Here is a 19,296-nt window from a genome sequence, read left to right as displayed (position 1 = left end):
CCATGAGTGCCGCATGCAAAAAGAGCAAGACGCAGCAGCTCAAGGAGCGTTGGGAAAACGGCGAGCTCGACTGCGGGGCGATGACGCCCGAGTTTATCAAGGGGCTCAGTCCCCGCGAGCTGGGCATGCTGGGCGAGCTGATCACCATCGACTACTATAACGAGCGCGGCTACACCTTGCTGGAGCAGGGCTATCGTTGCACCGAGGGTGAGGCCGATCTGGTGCTGCTCGATGAGCTCGACGATGTCGTGGTGATGGCCGAGGTCAAGACCAGACGCGTTGCACTGGATTGCAGCACGCGGGTCTTTCCCGAGGAGGCCGTGGACGCCCAAAAACAACGCCGCTACCGCCGCATCGCAAGTTGCTATCTCATGGAGCATTATCCGCTCAAGGCGATTCGCTTCGATGCCGTGGGCGTCACCATCCGCGGCGGGCATATCGCCGAGATCGAGCATCAGTACAACGCATTCGATTGGCAGGTGTCGTGATGGCGTTCGAGACGTTTGCCGTTCACGCGGCCTGCATCCGCGGCGTCGAGGCGATTCACGTCACGGTCGAGGTCTCGCTTGCCGGTGGCGTTCCGGGCATCCAGATGCTCGGCATTCCGAGTATGGAGGTGATGGAGTCACGCGGTCGTATTCGCTGCGCGATGCGCTCCGCCGGGTTCGAGATTCCGCGCTCGGGCATTACGGTCAATCTGGCGCCCGGCGATATTCGCAAGACCGGTAGCGGCTTTGATTTGCCCATCGCCATTGCGGTATTGGCGGCCGATGGCCAGATTCCCCGCGACAACCTCGATCGTTGTCTTATCGCAGGTGAGCTTGGCTTGGACGGTACGGTGCTTCCTGTCAAGGGCGAGGTGGCGTTTCAGCTATTGGCACGTGATATGGGGCTGTCCTTTATCGCCGGCAGGTCCGATCAGCATGTGCCGCTTGCGGGCGTTGACTGCGGGTTTATCGACCATCTATCTCAGCTTGCCCATGGCATGGGGGACGCCGCGCGGCATTATCTGGATTCTGAAGTGCTCGAGGCGACCTTTGAGCCCGAGCTCGACTATGCCGACGTACTGGGGCAGGAAGTCGCTAAACGCGGCATGGCGCTTGCGGCGGCAGGAGAACTCGGACTGCTCATGATTGGGTCCCCGGGATCGGGCAAGACGATGCTTGCGCGCCGTATGACCGGCATCCTGCCCGAGCTTTCCGTTGAAGATCAACAGGAGGCGCTGTGCATCCATTCGGTTTTGGGTGAGAACATTGATGGCTTGTTGGCGGGGCACCGGCCCTTCCGCAGTCCCCACCACAGTATTTCGACCGCAGGCCTTATCGGCGGAGGACGCCCGGTGCATCCGGGTGAGATCAGCCTTGCTCATGGCGGCGTGCTCTTTTTGGACGAGCTTGCCGAGTTTCCCACGGGTGTGCTGCAGACGCTGCGTCAGCCCATCGAACGCGGCTATGTGAGGATCGTACGCGTCGACGGGGCCTTTACCTTCCCGTCGCGCTTTCAGCTGCTGGCCGCGAGCAATCCCTGTCCCTGCGGCTTTTTGGGCGATCGCGAGGTGCCATGCCGCTGCTCGGCATCGATGGTGGAGCGCTATCGGGCAAAGCTGCGCGGTCCTTTGGCCGACCGTATCGACATGATGATCGATGTGACCCGTCCCGACCCCCAAGTGATTATCGAGGGTGCGGAGGGTATGTCGTCGGCCGAGTTGCGTGACTTCGTTGTGCGCGGTCGTGCTTTTCGCGCTTGGCGCGAATCCCGTATGGACGATGCGGACGCCGAGGCCGAGGATGATGAGACGCGGTCCATTGACGGCGTCGTTTCGACCTTTGAGCTCGATGATGCGGCGGAGAAGTGTGTGCTCGGCCTGTCAAAGCGCACGCATCTCACGGGCCGCGGCATCGTGCGCCTGGTGCGTATCGCACGTACCATCGCCGACGTCGCCGAGAGCGAGCAGGTGACGCAGGATCACGTGCTCGAGGCGGCGATGTACCAGGGAAGGAGGGACCAATGATGGCCGAGGGGACCTTCGAGCTGCATCCAGGTGACGCGTTGTATCCCGAGACCGTTTTGGAGCTTTCTGATGTACCCCAGACGCTCTTTGTGCGCGGCAACCCCGAGGTGCTTTCGACGCCTGCGCTCTCCATCATCGGCGCGCGCAAGGCCTCTCCGTATGGTCTTGCCGTGGCAGAGCTTGCGGCAAAGGTGGCGGTCGAGGCGGGAGTGACGGTTGTTTCGGGCGGCGCGGTCGGTTGTGACCAGGCCTCGGGTTGGGCTGCGGTCAACGCCGGCGGCAAACACGTCGTGGTGCTGGGGACGGGCGCCGACGTGGTTTACCCGCGTTCGAGCGCGGGGCTTATTACTCGCACGCTCGATACGGGTGGCGCGATCGTGTCGATCTCTCCGTGGGGCATGGGTCCGCGCAGGTTTGCCTTTCCGCGCCGCAATCGTGTGATCGCGGCCCTGTCGCAAGCCCTCTTTGTATCCGAGGCGGGTATGCCTTCCGGGACGTTTTCTACAGCCGAGGCTGCTATGGATTTGGGGCGCGAACTTCTTGCCGTGCCGGGGTCGATCCTATCGCCCGAGTCGCGTGGCACGAATTACCTCATTGCGAACGGTGCCTGCTGCATCATCGACGAGGAATCTATTGAGATGGCTATTTCACGCATCTACGGCACCCTGCGCTACTCGCGCCCCGATGCTCCCGGTATTGCCGACTTGGATCCAACACGGCAGACCGTGATGCATGCGCTCATCGCCTCTCCGCTCAAGGTCGATGACATCGCGGCGCTCGTCTCGCTCGATGCCGTCGGCGTACTCAAACTCCTAGGTTCGCTTGAGCTCGAGGGTCTTATCGAGCGCATGATGGATGGAAGGTATGCGCCCTCCAAGTTTGCCCTTCACGCCCAGACCCCCTTCGGTCACAATGGAAAACGTGTCAATTAGAAAGGTGTTTGCAGATGCTGTTTGATCAGGTGACGGTTATCGGTGGCGGTTTGGCGGGTTCGGAATGCGCGATCCAGCTGGCAGACCGCGGATTCGCCGTAAAGCTGTGCGAGATGCGCCCCCAGGTGAGCTCCCCGGCCCACCATACCGATCACCTGGCAGAGCTCGTCTGCTCCAATTCGTTTAAGTCGACCCGTCCGGACTCTGCGGCTGGTTTGCTGAAGGCCGAGCTTGAGCGCATGGGCTCGGTCCTGCTCGATTGCGCCCGTCGCGCGGCTGTTCCCGCCGGTGGTGCCCTGGCGGTCGACCGTGTCAAGTTTTCCGAGCTTGTCGAGGCCGAGGTTGCCGCCCGTCCCAATATCGAGATCATTCACGGCGAGGTCACGCGGATTCCCGAGGGTCACGTGGTCATTGCCGCCGGCCCCTTGTGCTCGCCGGCGCTGAGCGAAGAGGTCATGAAGCTCGTCGGTGGCGACGCCCTTGCGTTCTTCGATGCCGCGGCACCGATCGTCGATGCCTCCACGCTTGATATGGACGTGCTGTTCTCGCAGTCGCGCTACGAGGAACAGGGGAGTGGCGACTACCTCAATGCCCCGCTCAACAAGGAAGAGTACGAGGCCTTTATCGAGGCGCTCACCACGGCCGACCGCGTGGTGCTCAAGGACTTTGAGGGCGGCGATCTGTTCCAGGCATGCCAGCCTGCCGAGGAGGTTGCGCGCACCGGCAAGGACGCCATTCGCTTTGGCGCCATGAAGCCCGTCGGCCTCACCGACCCGCGTACCGGACGTCGCCCCTGGGCAGCGATTCAGCTGCGTGCCGAGAACAAGGAGAAGACTGCCTATAACCTGGTGGGCTTCCAGACCAACCTGACCTTTGGCGAGCAGAAGCGCGTCTTCCATATGGTGCCGGGCCTGGAGAACGCCGAGTTCTTCCGCTACGGTGTCATGCACCGCAATACCTTTGTCGACGCCCCGCACGTGCTCGATGGCACCTTTGCCGTGCCCGGTACGAGCGTGCGCCTTGCCGGCCAGATCACCGGCACCGAAGGCTATATGGAGGCCGTGGCGACCGGTCTGCTCGCCGCGCTCAACACCTATGCCGAGGCAATCGAGGCGGAGCCTGTTGAGCTGCCGCGCGTGGGCGCCCTGGGTGCGCTCGTGGGCTATGCGACCGATCCTGCCACCGTGGGCTATCAGCCCATGCACGTCAACTTTGGCCTCGTGCCACCGCTCGAGGACGGCAAGCGCCGCAGTAAGCGCGACCGCTACCAGGCCTATGCGGACCGTGCGCTCGAAGCTCTTGATGCCTATCTGGCCACTCGCCCCGATCTGTTTGGAGGCGACCGGTCATAGCCTTTGACCTGTACGACACCATCGACTCGTTCATCGCCTATATTGCTCGCGTCGAAGGGCTCGCTCCCAACACGGTGACCGCCTACGCTTCGCGGCTGGAGCGTTTCGCTTCATGGTGCGAGCGCGAAGGCGTCGATGCGCGTGCCGCCGACGTACGGACGGTTCGCTCCTATTTGGCCGAGCTGTCGCGTGACCAGGTGGCGGCTCGGACCCTTGCGGCGCACTTGTCTGCCATTCGCTCACTTTATCGATGGATGGCTGCCGAGGGGATCGTTGAGGGCGATGCGGTCTCGGCGATATCCTCGCCCAAGCTCCCGCGTGATCTGCCCGGTGTGCTGACGAACCAACAGGTGGAGGCGCTCCTCAAAGCCCCCGATACCTCAACTCCCGCGGGATTGCGCGATGCGGCGATGCTCGAGCTGCTCTATGCCTCCGGCGCCCGCATCTCTGAGCTCGCGGCGCTCAATGTGGAGTCCATCGCTTGGTCCGAGCGAACGTTGCGACTTTGGGGTAAGGGGAGCAAGGAGCGTATCGTGCCGCTCTATCGGCGTGCTCTCGAGGCGGCCCGTCTCTATATAGAGGAGGGGAGGCCGGAGCTCCTTGCGCAGGCAAGGCGAAGCGACGGCGCAAACGGCGTGCATCCGCTGCTTATATCGGCGCGCGGCAATCGCATGAGCGCCGCCATGCTCAGGCGGCGGTTCCATACGCTGGCGACGCTCGCCGGAATTCCGGCCGACATCGCCCCGCATGCGATGCGCCATACCTTTGCGACCGACTTGCTCGAGGGCGGTGCGGACCTGCGCTCGGTTCAAGAGCTGCTGGGTCATGCGAGCCTGTCCACGACGCAGATCTACACGCATCTCACGCCCGATCGGCTTAAGCGGGCCGTGGCTCAAGCCCATCCCCGCGGCGAATAGTGGCTGGGACGTCCTGCGCCGCACTCAGGTGTGTGGTTTTGATTGCGGGTTGGCAGGAAGATGCATTCCTGCTATCATTCATCGGGTTGCTTCACGGCAACAGGTTTTTATCACACACGCGCGGCTACTTCATACCGTGGTGCCCGGGCTTTGGTAGCACATGTCCGGGTTGGTTTTGGAGGATGACCCCGCGCGGAGGCAAACCACAGGAGGTTTAACATGGCTACCAAGATTAATATCCGCACCCTGCTCGAGGCCGGCTGCCACTTCGGTCACCAGACCCGTCGCTGGAACCCCAAGATGAAGCCGTTCATCTTCGGTGAGCGCAACGGCATCTACATCCTCGACCTCAAGCAGACCATCCTCGACGCCGACCAGGCCTACACCTTCGTCAAGAACGTCGCCAAGGGTGGCAACGTGCTGTTCGTCGGCACCAAGAAGCAGGCTCAGGAGGCCGTCAAGAACGCTGCTGAGCGCGCCAACATGCCCTACATCAACCAGCGTTGGCTCGGCGGCATGCTGACCAACTTCGTCACCATCCGCTCCCGCATCAACCGCATGGAGGAGCTCGAGGCCATGGTCGATGACGGCCGCATGGCAGTGCTCCCCAAGAAGGAGCAGGCTGTGCTCGGCAAGGAGCTCACCAAGCTCCAGACCAACCTCGGTGGCGCCCGCGACATGAAGGGTCTGCCCCAGGCTCTCTTCGTCATCGACACCAAGCGCGAGGAGAACGCCATCAAGGAGGCCCAGCGCCTGAACATCCCCGTCGTCGCTCTGATCGACACCAACTCCGATCCCGACGAGGTCGAGTACGGCATCCCCTGCAACGATGACGCTATCTCCGCTGTCACCCTTATGTGCGAGCTCATGGCTGACGCCTGCCTCGCTGGCTCCGGCAAGGAGCAGGTCTCCGAGGCCGAGATGGCCGCTGAGCCCAAGGCCGAGTAAATCAGTCTTAGTTAATTCTTTTTCATCTCTTTGAAAGGAACCACAATGGCCCAGATTACCGCCGCTATGGTCAAGCAGCTCCGCGAGATGACCGACTCCCCGATGATGGAGTGCAAGAAGGCTCTCGTCGAGGCTGACGGCGACATGGACGCCGCTGTCGACGTTCTGCGTAAGAACGGCCTTGCCAAGGCCGCCAAGAAGGCTGGCCGTGAGACCAACGAGGGCGCTGTCGCCGCGTTCGTCTCCGAGGATGGCAAGACCGGCGCTCTGCTCGAGCTCTCCTGCGAGACCGACTTCGTTGGCTCCAACGCCAAGTTCACCGGCTTTGCTTCCAAGGTCGCTGAGGTTGTCGCTACCACCGAGCCTGCTGACGTCGACGCTCTGCTCGAGAAGCCGATGGGCGAGGAGACCGTTTCCTCCGAGCTCACCGAGATGATTCACATCATGGGCGAGAACATGAAGATCTCCCGTTTCGCCGCCCGCAAGGCCGAGAACGGCGCGCTCGCTTCTTACATCCACATGGGTGGTAAGATTGGCGTCCTCGTCGAGTTCGCTTTCGAGAAGGCCGAGACCGCTCAGGCTGAGTCCTTCAAGACCTTCGCTCACGACGTTGCCCTTCAGGTTGCCGCCGTCGCGCCGATCTGCGCCACCCGCGATCAGGTTCCGGCCGAGACCGTCGAGCACGAGAAGCAGATCTACATGGCTCAGGCTGCCGAGTCCGGCAAGCCCGAGGCTATCCAGGAGAAGATGGCTGTCGGCCGTCTGGAGAAGTTCTACAAGCAGTCCGTGCTCACCGAGCAGGAGTTCATCAAGGACAGCTCCCTCACCATCAAGAAGTACGCTGAGCAGGTCTCCAAGGAGCTCGGCGACACCATTACCGTCGTTGCCTTTGACCGTCTGGTCCGTGGCGAGTAAATAAGCTCTTGTAGCTGGTAATGAGCAGGCTGTGGGTTTTACTCACAGCCTGCTTTTTCATGGCTCCCCGTTAAGCCTTTGTTATCATATTAAAAGTCTAATTAAAGGAGGATCGCTTTGTCCGACATCCGATATAAACGCGTGCTTCTGAAGCTTTCCGGCGAAGCACTGATGGGCGACGGCCAATATGGCATTGACCCCAAGGTTACCGACCATCTTGCCAAGCAGGTCAAGGAGCTGCTCGCCGTTGGTCATGAGGTCGGCGTCGTTGTCGGCGGTGGCAATATTTTCCGCGGCATGGCCGGCGCTGCCGGTGGCATGGAGCGTGCTCAGGCCGACTACATGGGCATGCTGGCAACCGTTATGAACGCGCTTGCCCTGCAGGATGCCTTCGAGCATAACGATGTTCCCTGCCGCGTGATGAGCGCTATCCAGATGAACGAGATCTGCGAGCCCTATATTCGCCGTCGCGCCATCAATCACCTTTCCAAGGGCAACGTCGTTATTTTTGCCGCCGGTTCGGGCAATCCGTACTTTACGACCGACACCGCTGCGGCTCTTCGTGCGTGCGAGATCGGCGCCGAGATTCTGATTAAAGCCACCAAGGTTGACGGCATCTACGACAAGGATCCCGTCAAGTGTGCTGACGCCGTCCGGTTTGACAAGATCACCTACCATGAGGTGCTCGTCCGCGGTCTGCAGGTTATGGATTCCACGGCTACGGCACTGTGCCAGGATAACCGTATGCCGATTTTGGTCCTCAACATCGATGGCGAGGACACCGTCAAGCGCGCGCTTTCGGGTGAGCCCGTCGGCACGCTCGTCTATCAGGAGGATTAAGCATGGCAGAGAACATCACCGCCCACATGGACAAGTCGCTCGAGTCCCTCAAGCATAACTTCTCCAAGGTCCGTACCGGCCGCGCCAACGCTAACATTCTGTCCGACATCACCGTCGATTATTACGGTGTTCCCACGCCGGTCACGCAGGTTGCCGCCGTAAAGACCCCCGAGGCCCACATGCTGCTCATCGAGCCGTGGGACAAGGCGCTCATCAACGCTATCGTCAAGGCCATCGGCGCTTCCGATCTGGGTATTACCCCCAACTCCGATGGCACCGTCGTTCGTCTGCCGTTCCCGGCTCCCACCGAAGAGCGCCGTCGCGAGCTCGTCAAGGAGTGCCGCGAGTACGCTGAGCAGGCCAAGGTGTCTATCCGTAACATCCGTCGCGACTTCAACAACAAGCTCGAGCGCGATGAGGAGCTCACCGAGGACGATGTCCGTCGCGAGCAGGCTAAGGTCCAGAAGCACACCGATGAGTATGTCGCTAAGGTCGAGGAGCTTCTGAAGGAAAAAGAAGCCGAGGTCATGGAGATCTAAGGTGCAATACGACGAGCATAAACTGGTCGAGTACTTTGCCGACGCCCCTGCGGGCGTCGGTTTTTCCGACCTTGACCTCAATAACATTCCGCACCATATCTCGTGCATCATGGACGGCAACGGTCGTTGGGCCACGTCGCGCGGTCTTGCACGCACTGAGGGCCACAAGGCGGGTATCGTCTCCCTTCGCGAGATCATTACTGCCTGTGTGCGTCTGGGCGTCGACGTGCTTTCTGCCTATGCGTTTTCTACCGAAAACTGGAACCGTCCGCAGCATGAGGTCAACGTCTTGATGCATCTGTTTGCCAAGACGTTTATCGACGAGCTGCCGCTTCTGAAGCGCGAAAACGTGCGCGTCGTCTTTTTGGGTGACATTTCCGCGCTGCCCAAGAAGACCCGCGACGTTTTTGAACGCGGTCTTGCCGAGTGCGCCGATCGCACCGGTATGACGCTGGCGCTTGCCGTCAACTACGGCGCGCGTGCCGAGATTACCCGCGCTGTCCGTCAGATTGCGCTCGACGCTGCCGCCGGTAAGATCGATCCTGCCGCAATTGATGACGACATGGTGGCTTCCCACCTCTATACCGCCGGTCTTCCCGATCCTGAGCTTGTGATTCGCACTTCTGGTGAGCTGCGCCTTTCGAACTATCTGCTGTGGCAGGTGGCTTATTCCGAGTTCTACGTCACCGATACCTATTGGCCCGACTTTGATCGCTGGGGCCTCGTCGACGCCATTTTGGCCTATCAGGGCCGTGACCGTAGGTTTGGTGGACTGAGCAAGACCGAGGAGGCTTAATCGTGTCCGATCGTCCCAAGGGATCTGCTCCCAAGACGCCTGCGCGCAAAGCTGGCACTGCGGGAGCGCCTGCAGCGAAGAGTGGCACCGGTTCGTGGCTGGCGGGCTTTATTACCCGTGCCGCCGCCGGTATCGTCTACGCCGTCGTCTTTATCCTGTGCCTGGTTTTGGGTATCGTGCCCACGGCCATCTTTGTTTCCGTCATGAGCGGTCTATGCTGCTATGAATTTTTCCGTATGACAAGGCTCGATGGCAAGATGGCGAACGAGCGTATGGGTATCGCTGCCGCCGTGCTCTTTCCGCTGTCGGCGTTGGGCGATTCGATGTTGTTGAATGCCCTGCTTTTTGCCCTGATGCTCGCGGTGGGCATTTGGTATGTCTGGTCGCCGCGTACCCGCATCTCTGATGTGGCCGTGACGCTCATGGGTCCCATCTACACTGGCTTTATGCTGTCGGCTATCGTGCTGCTGCGCGATTCCGTGCCCGGTTTTGCCGGCGCTCTGCTTTCGGTGGGCGTTTGCGCGTCCCTTTGGGTCTCCGATTCGTTTGCCTACATCGTGGGCAGCCGTATCGGCAAGCACAAGATGGTTCCCAAGATCTCTCCAAAAAAGAGCTGGGAGGGGTTTGTTGGTGGCATCCTGGGCTCGGTTTTGATTTGGCTCATCCTGTGGGCGACGCACTTCTACAAGCTCAGCCTGCCCTATGCGCTACTGTGCGGCGTGGTCGTGTCCGTCCTGGGCGTTATCGGCGACCTCATCGAGTCACGCATCAAGCGTGGCGTGGGCGTCAAGGATTCCGGCAATCTTATCCCGGGCCATGGCGGCATGCTCGATCGTAGCGATTCGCTTATCTTCGGCTGCATTACCGCGCAGCTGCTTTTGATGATCGGAGGCGTGCTGTAATGTCATTCCAGACGACGTATGGCCCCGATGGACGCCTCCGTGTTGCCATCCTGGGTTGTACGGGGTCTATCGGCACCCAGGCACTCGATGTGTGCCGTCAGCATGCCGATCGACTACAGGTGACGGCGCTGTCCGTTAATTCCAGCACCTCGGAGCTCGTTGCCGCTGCCCGCGAGTTTTCGGTTCCGGCGGTTGCCGTGGCCGATGTCGCTCATGGCGATGACGCCGTGCTGCAGGAGTTGCCCGAGGGAACGAAGCTCGGCGTTGGCGCGCAGGCGGTTTGCGAGCTCGCGCGTCGCGACGATGTCGACTGCGTGCTCGTCGCTATTGTGGGCGCTGCCGGTCTCGAGGCGAGCCATGCGGCCTTGACCTCGAATAAGCGCCTTGCTCTTGCCAACAAGGAGTCCCTCGTCGTCGGTGGCGACTTGCTTATGCCGTTGGCGCAACCGGGCCAGCTTATTCCGGTCGACTCTGAGCACTCAGCCATTTACCAGTGCTATCTGGGGGAGAACCCGCGCGAGGCTCATTGTATTTGGCTCACCTGCTCGGGCGGTCCGTTCTTTGGCCGCACGCGCGACGAGCTCGATTGCGTGACGCGTGTCGATGCCCTCGCACATCCCACGTGGGCCATGGGTGCCAAGATCACCATCGACTCCGCCACCCTCATGAACAAGGGCCTGGAGCGCATTGAGGCCATGCATCTGTTTAACTGCGACCTCGATTTCATTAACGTGGTCGTGCAGCGTCAGTCCAAGATTCACTCTATGGTCGAGTTCGCCGACGGCTCCGTGATGGCGCATCTCGGTGCTTCCGACATGCGTATTCCCATCCAGTTCGCGTTCTCGTATCCCGAGCGTTGGGATACCCCGGCGCCTCGTATCGATTTTCGCGAGTTGGGGCAGCTCACGTTTGATGCTGCCGACATGGATACCTTCCGCTGTCTGGCGCTGGCCGAGCGTGCCGGCAAGACGGGTGGCACCATGCCGTGCGTGCTCAATGCCGCCAACGAGGTCGCCGTCGATGCCTTCCTGCACGATGGCTGCAGCTTTACCGATATCGATCGCATTGTGGAATCCTGCATGGATGCTCACGATATGCAGGCGGTCGATTCGTTTGAGCAACTTCGCGACATCGATGCGTGGGCGCGTGAAAAGGCTGTGCAGGTGCTCGTCGCAACCCGTTCCTAACCCATAAGGATTGCTATTTCGTTTTATGGATACTGTTCTGAGCGTTCTCTCATCGGTCTTTTGGGGCCTGCTGATGCTTTCCGTCCTCGTGTTTTTGCACGAGGGCGGCCACTTTTTGGCGGCGCGTGCCTGCGGCGTCCGTGTGACCGAGTTCTTTTTGGGCCTGCCGTGCCGCTTTGACATCCATTACACGTCGCGTCGCATTGGAACCAAGTTTGGCGTGACCCCGCTGCTGCTGGGTGGCTACGCTGCCATCTGCGGTATGGACCCGACCGACGTCTCGTGCGCCGATCGCGTGCTTGCGGCTATCTATCGTCATGGTCGCGTGACCGTGGCCGATCTTGCTGTCGAGCTCGAGCTTTCCGAGGAGGATGTGCTCGAGGCATGCGCCCTATTGCTGGGCTGGGGCTCCATCGCACCCTGGTATGAGGAAGGGGAGAAGCCCTCGCCGAGCTACTATCCCACCAAGTATCAGACGCTGCCGCGAGACACGGCAGGCTATACCACCTTTGACGGTCGCCGTTTCGATCGCGAACATTCAACTGCCGAGGGCGATGTGTGGGAGCTGCCGTGCGGCGAGGCCGAGTTCCTTGCGCAAGAACGTTCGCACACCTATCTTGGCCAAGGCTTTCTCAAGCGTGCCTTTATGCTGCTCGCGGGCATTATTGTCAATATTTTGACGGGCTTTTTGCTCCTTATGAGTATCTATTCCATTGCGGGTGTCACCGTGCCGATCGATACCAACGTGATCGGTCAGGTTGACGAGGGGTCTATTGCCGCCAGGGCGGGTATCGAGTCCGGTGATGCGATCCTTTCGGTTGACGGTGTCTCATGTTCCACTTGGATGGACGTCTACGATGCCATCGGTAAGGCCGCCGGTAAGGACGATATTGCTATTGAGTATGAGCGCGATGGCAAGCAGTGCTCGACCTCGGTCGCACTCAAAGAGGGCGAACGTCTGGGCGTTTATGCCTCTACGCAGGTAGTCCGTTTGGACCCCATCACCTCGGCACGTCTGTCATTCTCCTATGTTGTGCAGACCGCGGATGGCGTTATTCGCCTACTCCAGCCGCAGCACACGATGGAGATCCTCGATCAGTCCTCTTCGATCGTGGGTATTAGCGTCATGTCCTCGCAGGCAGCTGCTGCCGGTCCCATCACGTTCTTGTCGTTTGCCGCGCTCATTTCGTTCTCACTGGGCTTTATGAACTTGCTGCCCATCCCGCCGCTCGACGGCGGCAAGCTGCTAATTGAGATCATTCAAAAGATTGCTGGCCGCGAGCTGCCGCTCAAGGTCCAGACGATTGTGAGCTATGTGGGCGTCGCGCTCTTCGCATTGCTGTTTGTCTATATGCTTCGTTCCGACATCCTTCGATTTATTCTGTAGGGGAGTGCTTGGATTGTCTCTATCCCATTCTTTGCCGCGCGAGCTGACGCGCCCCGTGCATGTGGGCGGGGTGCAGATCGGCGGCGGCGCGCCGGTCGTGGTCCAGTCTATGACCTGCACCGATACCGCCGATGCTCAGGCAACGCTTGGGCAGGTCCGCGCTTTGGCACAGGCGGGCTGCGATATCGTGCGCGTGAGTGTACCCACCGAAGCCGCGCTCGAGGGCTTCCGTACCATCTGTGCCGAGTCTCCGGTGCCAATCGTTGTCGATATTCACTTTAACCATAAGCTCGCCATCGGCGCCGTCGAGGCTGGTGCCGCCAAGCTGCGCATCAATCCCGGTAATATCGGCGATTGGGCTAAGGTCGATGCCGTCATCGACGCCGCCGGCGCTGCGGGCTGTGCGATTCGCATCGGTGTCAACGCCGGCTCGCTCGAGCAGGATATCGCCGAGCGCGGCGAGCTTACGCAGCCCGAGAAGCTCGTGATGTCGAGTGAGCGCTTTGTGCGGCACTTTGAGGACCGCGGCTTTACCAACATCGTGCTTTCCGCCAAGGCCCATAGTGTACAGACGACGCTTGATACCTATCGTGCCCTGTCGCGCGAGATTCCCCATGTTCCACTTCATCTGGGTGTGACTGAGGCCGGTACCAAGCTGCAGGGCACCATCAAGAGCTCGGTGGGACTGGGCATCCTGCTCTCCGAGGGCATTGGCGACACCATGCGCGTCTCGCTTACGGCCGATCCGGTTGAGGAGCCGCCGGTCGCTTGGGGTATTCTGCAGTCGCTGGGCCTGCGTCGTCGTGGCCCCGAGATTGTCTCGTGCCCCACATGCGCGCGCTGCCAGGTCAATCTCATCGCAATCGCCGAGGAGGTTACCGAGCGGCTTAAGAACTACTCCGCGCCGCTTTCGATCGCTGTGATGGGCTGTGCGGTCAATGGCCCCGGCGAGGCTTCTGATGCCGACTTGGGGGTTGCCTGTGGACGAGGTCAGGGCCTGCTCTTTTCGCACGGCCAGATCATTGGTAAAGTAGCTGAGGATCAAATTGTCGACGCTCTGATGGCCGAGGTCGACAAACTAATTGAGGAGAAATAAATGACTCGAGCAATGTATATGTCTAAGCTGTATGCTCCGACTCTTAAAGAAGATCCGGCGGACGCTGAGCTCGCCAGCCACCGCCTGCTGCTCCGTGCCGGCATGATCCGCAAGGAGGCCGCCGGTCTCTATTCCTATCTGCCGCTCGCATGGCGCTCGATCCGCAAGATCGAGAATATCGTGCGTGACGAGATGGACGCTGCCGGTGCCCAGGAGCTCATGATGCCCATTATGGTCGATGCTGAGCTATGGCGTGAGTCCGGCCGCATCGATGCCTATGGCAAGGAGCTCGTGCGCTTTGATGACCGTCACGGTCGTGAGTTTGTGCTGGGCCCCACGCACGAGGAGACCGTGACCGCCCTGGTACGCAATGAACTGCGTTCCTACAAGCAGCTGCCGGTGAATCTCTATCACATCCAGGATAAGTTCCGCGACGAGTTCCGTCCCCGCTTTGGCCTGATGCGCGGTCGCGAGTTCATCATGAAGGACGCCTACAGCTTCTCCGCTACGCAGGAGAGCCTGCAGGAGGAGTACGACAAGATGAAGCAGGCGTACGCCAATATCTGCGAGCGCTGCTACATCAAGGCTCTGCCCGTTGTCGCCGATTCCGGTGAGATCGGTGGCGACACCTCCGTCGAGTACATGGCTCTTGCTGACGCCGGCGAGGCTTCGCTGGTCTACTGCGACGATTGTGGCTTTGCTGCCGACGACGAGGCGGCAAGCACCAAGGTCGTCGTGACCGAGGGCCCCGGCGACGGTACGCTCACCAAGGTCGAGACCCCGGGCATGGGCACCATCGAGGCCGTTGCAAAGTTCTTCGGCTTCCCCGAGAACGGCACGCGCAAGTCGCTGGCACTCATCGACGCTGAGGGCAAGCCTGTCGTGGCCATTGTCCCGGGCGATCATGAGCTCAACGACTGCAAGGCCGAGCACGTCTTTGGCAAGGGCTATTGCATGATGACCGACGAGGAGCTTCAGACCTACGGACTGCATAAGGGCTTTATCGGACCGGTTAACCTGCCCGAGGGCATCCGTCTGGTGTGCGACGAGAGCTTGCGTGAGTCTAAGCAGTGGGCCTGCGGCGCCAACGAGGTTGACTATCACTTTACCGGCGCTTGCCCCGAGCGTGACTTTACCGTTGACGAGTGGGCCGACCTGGTTACCGTCGTTGCCGGCGATCCCTGCCCGCACTGCGGCAAGCCGCTCTCTGCTGCTCGCGGTATCGAGGTCTCCCAGGTGTTTCAGCTGGGCACCAAGTATTCCGAGGCCATGGGTGCCACCTTTATGGACGAGGATGGCAAGGAGAAGCCGCTCATCATGGGCTGCTACGGCGTTGGTGTGTCCCGCTCGCTCGCTGCCGTCGTGGAACAGCATAACGACGAGCACGGTATCGTCTGGCCGGTCTCCGTTGCCCCGTACGAGGTCGCGGTGATTCCGCTCGATCCCAAGAAGGAGGAGTGCGCTACCGTTTGTGAGCAGATCGTCGACGGTCTGTGCGCCGAGGGTATCGAGGTCGTCGTCGACGATCGCGATGAGCGTCCCGGCTTTAAGTTTGCCGACAACGACCTCATGGGCTTCCCGTATCAGGTCGTGCTTGGTAAACGCGGCCTTAAGAATGGCACCGTCGAGCTCAAGGACCGTGCCACGGGCGAGCGCGAGGACGTGGCGATTGACGAGATCGTCGCCAAGGTTGCCGAGCTTGTTAAGGCTGCCCGCCGTTAATCGGCGAATTCGCTTGTAGTTCGATATACGGGGCGGCCCCGCATTTCTCCAGATTGGGGAGATGTGGGGCCATCCTATTATCTTGTGGCATCCTCGATATCTAAAAGGAAAACCCCACGGCCCATGCGAGCTGCGGGGTTTCCCTTTTGTGCCTCCGATGCGAAATAAATCGCTCAGATATTACTGATAATCGACGACGTCGATCCAGTTCTTAAGGAACTCATCGTTCACGTTGCGCTTACGAGCGAGCTCGGAAGCGGCGACGATGCTCGTCCACTGACGCACGACCTGCATAGGCATGTCGGCGCGGTCGCAGTAGAGCTCCAGGTAGGCCTCGGCCTGGTCCTTGCTGCTGAGGGCAAAGAGCAGGTAGGTGGTGGCAACGTCGGCAGCAGGGGAGCCCTGGGTGGCATGTGCCCAGTCGCAGACGTACAGCTGACCGTCGTCGCCAACGATGACGTTGGAGGGGTTGAAGTCGCCGTGGCAGACCTTGAACTCCTTGGTCATGCCGTCCAGACGCTCCTGAAGGTTGTAGCGCGTGGTGGCATTGAGCTGATCAAGGCTGTCGATCATGCGGGCGAACTTATCGCGCTGACGGTTGAGCAGCGGGGAGGTGTAGCCATGGATCTCGATCTGGAGGTCGACGAACATCTCGAGGTACTCACCAAAGCGCTGGGGCTCGGCAGCCATCTTGTCGGCGAGGGTGGTGCCAGTAACCTTCTCGGTCACAAGCGCCCAGCCGTTGGCGTTCTCGAGCTGAGAAACCTCGAGCGCCTTGGGGCTGCGGATGCCGCACTCATTGATGCGGGCAAGATTCAAAGCCTCGTTGAACACGTCGGAGACGGGCTTGGTCTCGTTAAAGACCTTGACAATCTTGTCGCCCAGGTCGTAAACGACCTTGTTGCCACGACGGACGAGCTCGGTCTTGGAATCGGGAAGCAGCATGATTGCATCCTTTCAACGATGCGATAGAAGCAACGGCGGGGGCGTGCGTACACCCGTGCACCCCCGCCGCAAATAACCGTGCTAAAGACTAGCAGACGGCGTAGTCCTGGGGCTCGCGGCCATAGTAGGCGTCCAGGTAGAGCTCCTTGATCTCGCTCATGAGCGGGTAGCGCGGGTTAGCGCCGGTGCACTGGTCGTTGAATGCCTGCTCGGTCATCTCGTCGAGGGTGTCGAGGAAGTACTGCTCGTCAACACCGTAGTCGGCGATGGTCTTCTTGACGCCGATGAAGTCCTTGAGCTCCTCGAGCTTCGTGATGAAGTTCTCGAAGACCTCCTTGTCGTCCTTGCCCTCGATGCCGCAGTACTTGGCCATCTCGGCGTAGTTGTGCAGCGCGTTGGGGTAAGGATACTGGGAGAACGTGCCCATCTTGACGGGAGCCTCGGCGGCGTTGTAGCGCATGACGCGCGTCAGGATGATGGCGTTGGCGATGCCGTGGGGCAGGTGATGGAAGGCGCCGAGCTTGTGGGCCATGGAGTGGTTGAGGCCCAGGAAGGCGTTGGCGAAGGCCATACCGGCCATGCATGAGGCGTTGTGCATCTCCTCGCGGGCGTGCGGGTCCTTGGCGCCGTTCTCGAAGCTGGAGGGCAGGTTCTCGAAAACGAGCTTGGCAGCGCGCTCGGAGAGGCCCTTGGTGTAGTCGGAAGCCATGATGGAGACATAGGACTCGATGGCGTGGGTCATGACGTCGATGCCGGAGGCAGCGGTCAGGCCGCGCGGGGCGGTCATGCAGTTGTCGGCGTCGACGATAGCCATGTTGGGGAGCAGCGCGTAGTCGGCAAGCGGCCACTTGATGCCGGTCTCCTTGTCGGTGATGATGGCGAACGGCGTGCACTCGGAGCCGGTACCCGAAGAGGTCGGGACGGCGACGAAGTAGGCCTTCTTGCCCATCTCGGGGAAGGTGAAGATACGCTTGCGGATGTCCATGAAGTCCATGGCCATGTCCTCAAACTTGCACTCGGGGTGCTCGTACATCATCCACATGATCTTGCCGGCGTCCATAGCGGAGCCACCGCCGACGGCGATGATGACGTCCGGCTCAAAGAGAGCCATCTGCTTGGCGCCGCGACGTGCGCACTGCAGCGACGGATCGGGCTCGACGTCGTAGAAGCAGTCGTGGGCGATGCCCATCTCGTCGAGCTTGGCCTCGATGGCGCGGGTGTTGCCATTCTTGAAGAGGAACTGGTCGGTGACGATGAAGGCGCGCTTCTTGCCCATGACGGTGCCGAGCTCGTCGAGAGCGACGGGCGTGGAACCCTTCTTGAAGTAGACCTTCTCGGGAGCGCGGAACCACAGCATGTTCTCACGGCGCTCGGCCACAGTCTTAACGTTGATCAAGTGCTTCACCCCAACGTTCTCGGAGACGGAGTTGCCGCCCCAGGAGCCGCAGCCCAGGGTCAGAGACGGCTTCATGCCAAAGTTGTACAGGTCACCGATGCCGCCATGCGAAGACGGGGTGTTGATGACGATACGGCAGGCCTTCATGACGTGCTCGAACAGGCTGATCTTCTCGGCCTGGGCGGGGTGCACGTACAGAGAGGCGGTGTGGCCCGGGCCACCGGCGAGCACCAGGTGCTCGGCCTTGTCGACGGCCTCCTGGAAGTCCTTGGCGTGATACATGGCCAGGACCGGGGAGAGCTTCTCGTGGGAGAACTCCTCCTTGGCCGGATCGGTGGAGGTGACCTCGGCGATCAGGATCTTGGTCTTAGCGGGAACCTCGATGCCGGCGAGCTCGGCGATCTTGGCGGCAGCCATGCCGGGGATGCGGTGATCGAGAGCGCCGTTCTTGAACATGGCGCCACGCAGGGCCTCCATCTCGGCACCCTGCTTGACGAAGTAGCAGCCGCGCTTCTGGAACTCGGCCTTAACCTGGTCATAGATGCTGTCGATGACGGTCACGGACTGCTCGGAAGCGCAGATCATGCCGTTGTCGAAGGTCTTGGAGTGGATGATGGAGTTGACGGCGAGCAGCACGTCGGCGGTGTCGTCGATGATGACCGGGGTGTTACCGGCGCCAACGCCTAGGGCGGGCTTGCCCGAGGAGTAGGCAGCCTTGACCATGCCCGGGCCACCGGTGGCGAGGATGATGTCGACGTCGCGCATGACCATGTTGGTTAGCTCGATGGAGGGGACATCGACCCAGCCGATGATGCCCTCGGGGGCGCCGGCCTTGACGGCGGCGTCAAGCACGAGCTTGGCGGCGGCGATGGTGCACTTGGCGGCAGCCGGGTGCGGGGAGATGATGATGGCGTTGCGGGTCTTCAGGCTGATCAGCGTCTTGAAGATCGCGGTGGAGGTGGGGTTGGTCGTCGGGATGACGGCGCCCACGATGCCGATGGGCTCGGCAATCTTGGTGATGCCGTAGGCCTCGTCGCGCTCCAGGACACCACAGGTCTTGGTGTTCTTGTAAGCGTTGTAGATGTACTCTGCGGCGTAGTGGTTCTTGATGACCTTGTCCTCAAGAACGCCGCGGCCGGTCTCCTCGATGGCCATCTTCGCCAACGGGATACGAGCCTTGTTGGCGGCCATGGCGGCCTCGTAGAAGATCTTGTCGACCTGCTCCTGCGTGTACGTAGCAAAAAGCGCCTGGGCCTCTCGCATCTGAGCGAGCTTAGCCTCAAGCGCCTCTACATTGTCCACAATTGCGGGAGTAGTGTTTTCCGGTGACTTTTTCACCATTTGTGTCTCCTTGCGATCGGAGATTTACCCTACGCCTTGCATGATAGCAATAAATAATTCGGTGAGTGGC

At 60.7% G+C, this 19,296-nt stretch carries 17 protein-coding genes; 15 read left to right on the top strand and 2 right to left on the bottom strand.

What is annotated here, in order from left to right; genetic code table 11:
* The first annotated feature begins 2 nt into the window (after positions 1-2).
* The 15 genes from DXD94_RS01690 to DXD94_RS01620 all read left to right on the top strand — a co-directional run bounded on the left by DXD94_RS01690 (position 3) and on the right by DXD94_RS01620 (position 15,544).
* Positions 3-488: a YraN family protein gene (locus DXD94_RS01690; protein WP_117763016.1), complete on the top strand. Its 486-nt coding sequence runs from the start codon at positions 3-5 to the stop codon at positions 486-488.
* Entirely contained in the window at positions 488-2,011 is a 1,524-nt protein-coding gene (locus DXD94_RS01685) for a YifB family Mg chelatase-like AAA ATPase (protein WP_117735158.1), read from the top strand. Before DXD94_RS01690 ends, DXD94_RS01685 begins: the two co-directional genes overlap by 1 nt.
* Positions 2,008-2,943 (top strand): DNA-processing protein DprA, encoded by a 936-nt coding sequence (locus DXD94_RS01680; protein WP_369831512.1) that lies wholly within the window; start codon positions 2,008-2,010, stop codon positions 2,941-2,943. The genes DXD94_RS01685 and DXD94_RS01680 overlap by 4 nt, the downstream gene beginning before the upstream one ends.
* A 14-nt stretch (positions 2,944-2,957) precedes the next feature.
* Positions 2,958-4,295 (top strand): methylenetetrahydrofolate--tRNA-(uracil(54)-C(5))-methyltransferase (FADH(2)-oxidizing) TrmFO, encoded by a 1,338-nt coding sequence (gene trmFO, locus DXD94_RS01675; RefSeq protein WP_117735159.1) that lies wholly within the window; start codon positions 2,958-2,960, stop codon positions 4,293-4,295.
* Positions 4,292-5,212 (top strand): tyrosine recombinase, encoded by a 921-nt coding sequence (locus DXD94_RS01670; RefSeq protein ID WP_370448116.1) that lies wholly within the window; start codon positions 4,292-4,294, stop codon positions 5,210-5,212. The genes trmFO and DXD94_RS01670 overlap by 4 nt, the downstream gene beginning before the upstream one ends.
* Before the next feature lie 219 nt (positions 5,213-5,431).
* Positions 5,432-6,160 carry a 30S ribosomal protein S2 gene (gene rpsB, locus DXD94_RS01665; RefSeq protein ID WP_117735161.1) on the top strand — a complete coding sequence of 243 codons (729 nt, stop codon included), beginning with the start codon at positions 5,432-5,434 and terminating at the stop codon, positions 6,158-6,160.
* A 45-nt stretch (positions 6,161-6,205) separates the two neighbouring features.
* Positions 6,206-7,075, top strand: a complete 870-nt coding sequence (tsf, locus tag DXD94_RS01660; RefSeq protein WP_022094736.1) for a translation elongation factor Ts — start codon at positions 6,206-6,208, stop codon at positions 7,073-7,075.
* A gap of 117 nt (positions 7,076-7,192) precedes the next feature.
* Entirely contained in the window at positions 7,193-7,915 is a 723-nt protein-coding gene (pyrH, locus tag DXD94_RS01655; protein ID WP_035138557.1) for a UMP kinase, read from the top strand.
* 2 nt (positions 7,916-7,917) lie between these two features.
* The gene (gene frr / locus DXD94_RS01650; RefSeq protein ID WP_006236112.1) at positions 7,918-8,454 is read left to right on the top strand and encodes a ribosome recycling factor; all 537 of its coding nucleotides are present in this window, start codon (positions 7,918-7,920) and stop codon (positions 8,452-8,454) included.
* 1 nt (position 8,455) lies between these two features.
* On the top strand, positions 8,456-9,250 hold the full coding sequence (locus tag DXD94_RS01645) for an isoprenyl transferase (protein ID WP_117763014.1): 795 nt from the start codon (positions 8,456-8,458) through the stop codon (positions 9,248-9,250).
* A 2-nt stretch (positions 9,251-9,252) separates the two neighbouring features.
* Positions 9,253-10,152, top strand: a complete 900-nt coding sequence (locus DXD94_RS01640; RefSeq protein WP_233540145.1) for a phosphatidate cytidylyltransferase — start codon at positions 9,253-9,255, stop codon at positions 10,150-10,152.
* Positions 10,152-11,339: a 1-deoxy-D-xylulose-5-phosphate reductoisomerase gene (gene dxr / locus DXD94_RS01635; protein WP_117763013.1), complete on the top strand. Its 1,188-nt coding sequence runs from the start codon at positions 10,152-10,154 to the stop codon at positions 11,337-11,339. Before DXD94_RS01640 ends, dxr begins: the two co-directional genes overlap by 1 nt.
* A gap of 25 nt (positions 11,340-11,364) precedes the next feature.
* Complete coding sequence (locus DXD94_RS01630) at positions 11,365-12,726, top strand: RIP metalloprotease (protein ID WP_117763012.1); 1,362 nt, start codon at positions 11,365-11,367, stop codon at positions 12,724-12,726.
* Between the two features lie 13 nt (positions 12,727-12,739).
* Positions 12,740-13,822, top strand: coding sequence for a flavodoxin-dependent (E)-4-hydroxy-3-methylbut-2-enyl-diphosphate synthase (gene ispG, locus DXD94_RS01625; protein WP_117763011.1), 1,083 nt, complete (start codon positions 12,740-12,742; stop codon positions 13,820-13,822).
* Positions 13,823-15,544 carry a proline--tRNA ligase gene (locus DXD94_RS01620; RefSeq protein ID WP_233540291.1) on the top strand — a complete coding sequence of 574 codons (1,722 nt, stop codon included), beginning with the start codon at positions 13,823-13,825 and terminating at the stop codon, positions 15,542-15,544. It begins immediately after the preceding gene.
* A gap of 180 nt (positions 15,545-15,724) precedes the next feature.
* Here DXD94_RS01620 and DXD94_RS01615 read toward each other — a convergent pair whose 3' ends face one another.
* Both DXD94_RS01615 and adhE read right to left on the bottom strand, forming a co-directional pair.
* Positions 15,725-16,489, bottom strand: coding sequence for an aminoglycoside phosphotransferase family protein (locus DXD94_RS01615; protein WP_117742733.1), 765 nt, complete (start codon positions 16,487-16,489; stop codon positions 15,725-15,727).
* 88 nt (positions 16,490-16,577) lie between these two features.
* Positions 16,578-19,226 (bottom strand): bifunctional acetaldehyde-CoA/alcohol dehydrogenase, encoded by a 2,649-nt coding sequence (gene adhE / locus DXD94_RS01610; RefSeq protein WP_117742734.1) that lies wholly within the window; start codon positions 19,224-19,226, stop codon positions 16,578-16,580.
* Positions 19,227-19,296 lie beyond the last annotated feature (70 nt).

This window comes from Collinsella sp. TM10-22 (assembly GCF_003466125.1).
Lineage (GTDB): Bacteria > Actinomycetota > Coriobacteriia > Coriobacteriales > Coriobacteriaceae > Collinsella.
Note: the sequence above shows the minus strand (reverse complement) of the source record. Positions and strands in the feature narration are given on the sequence as shown.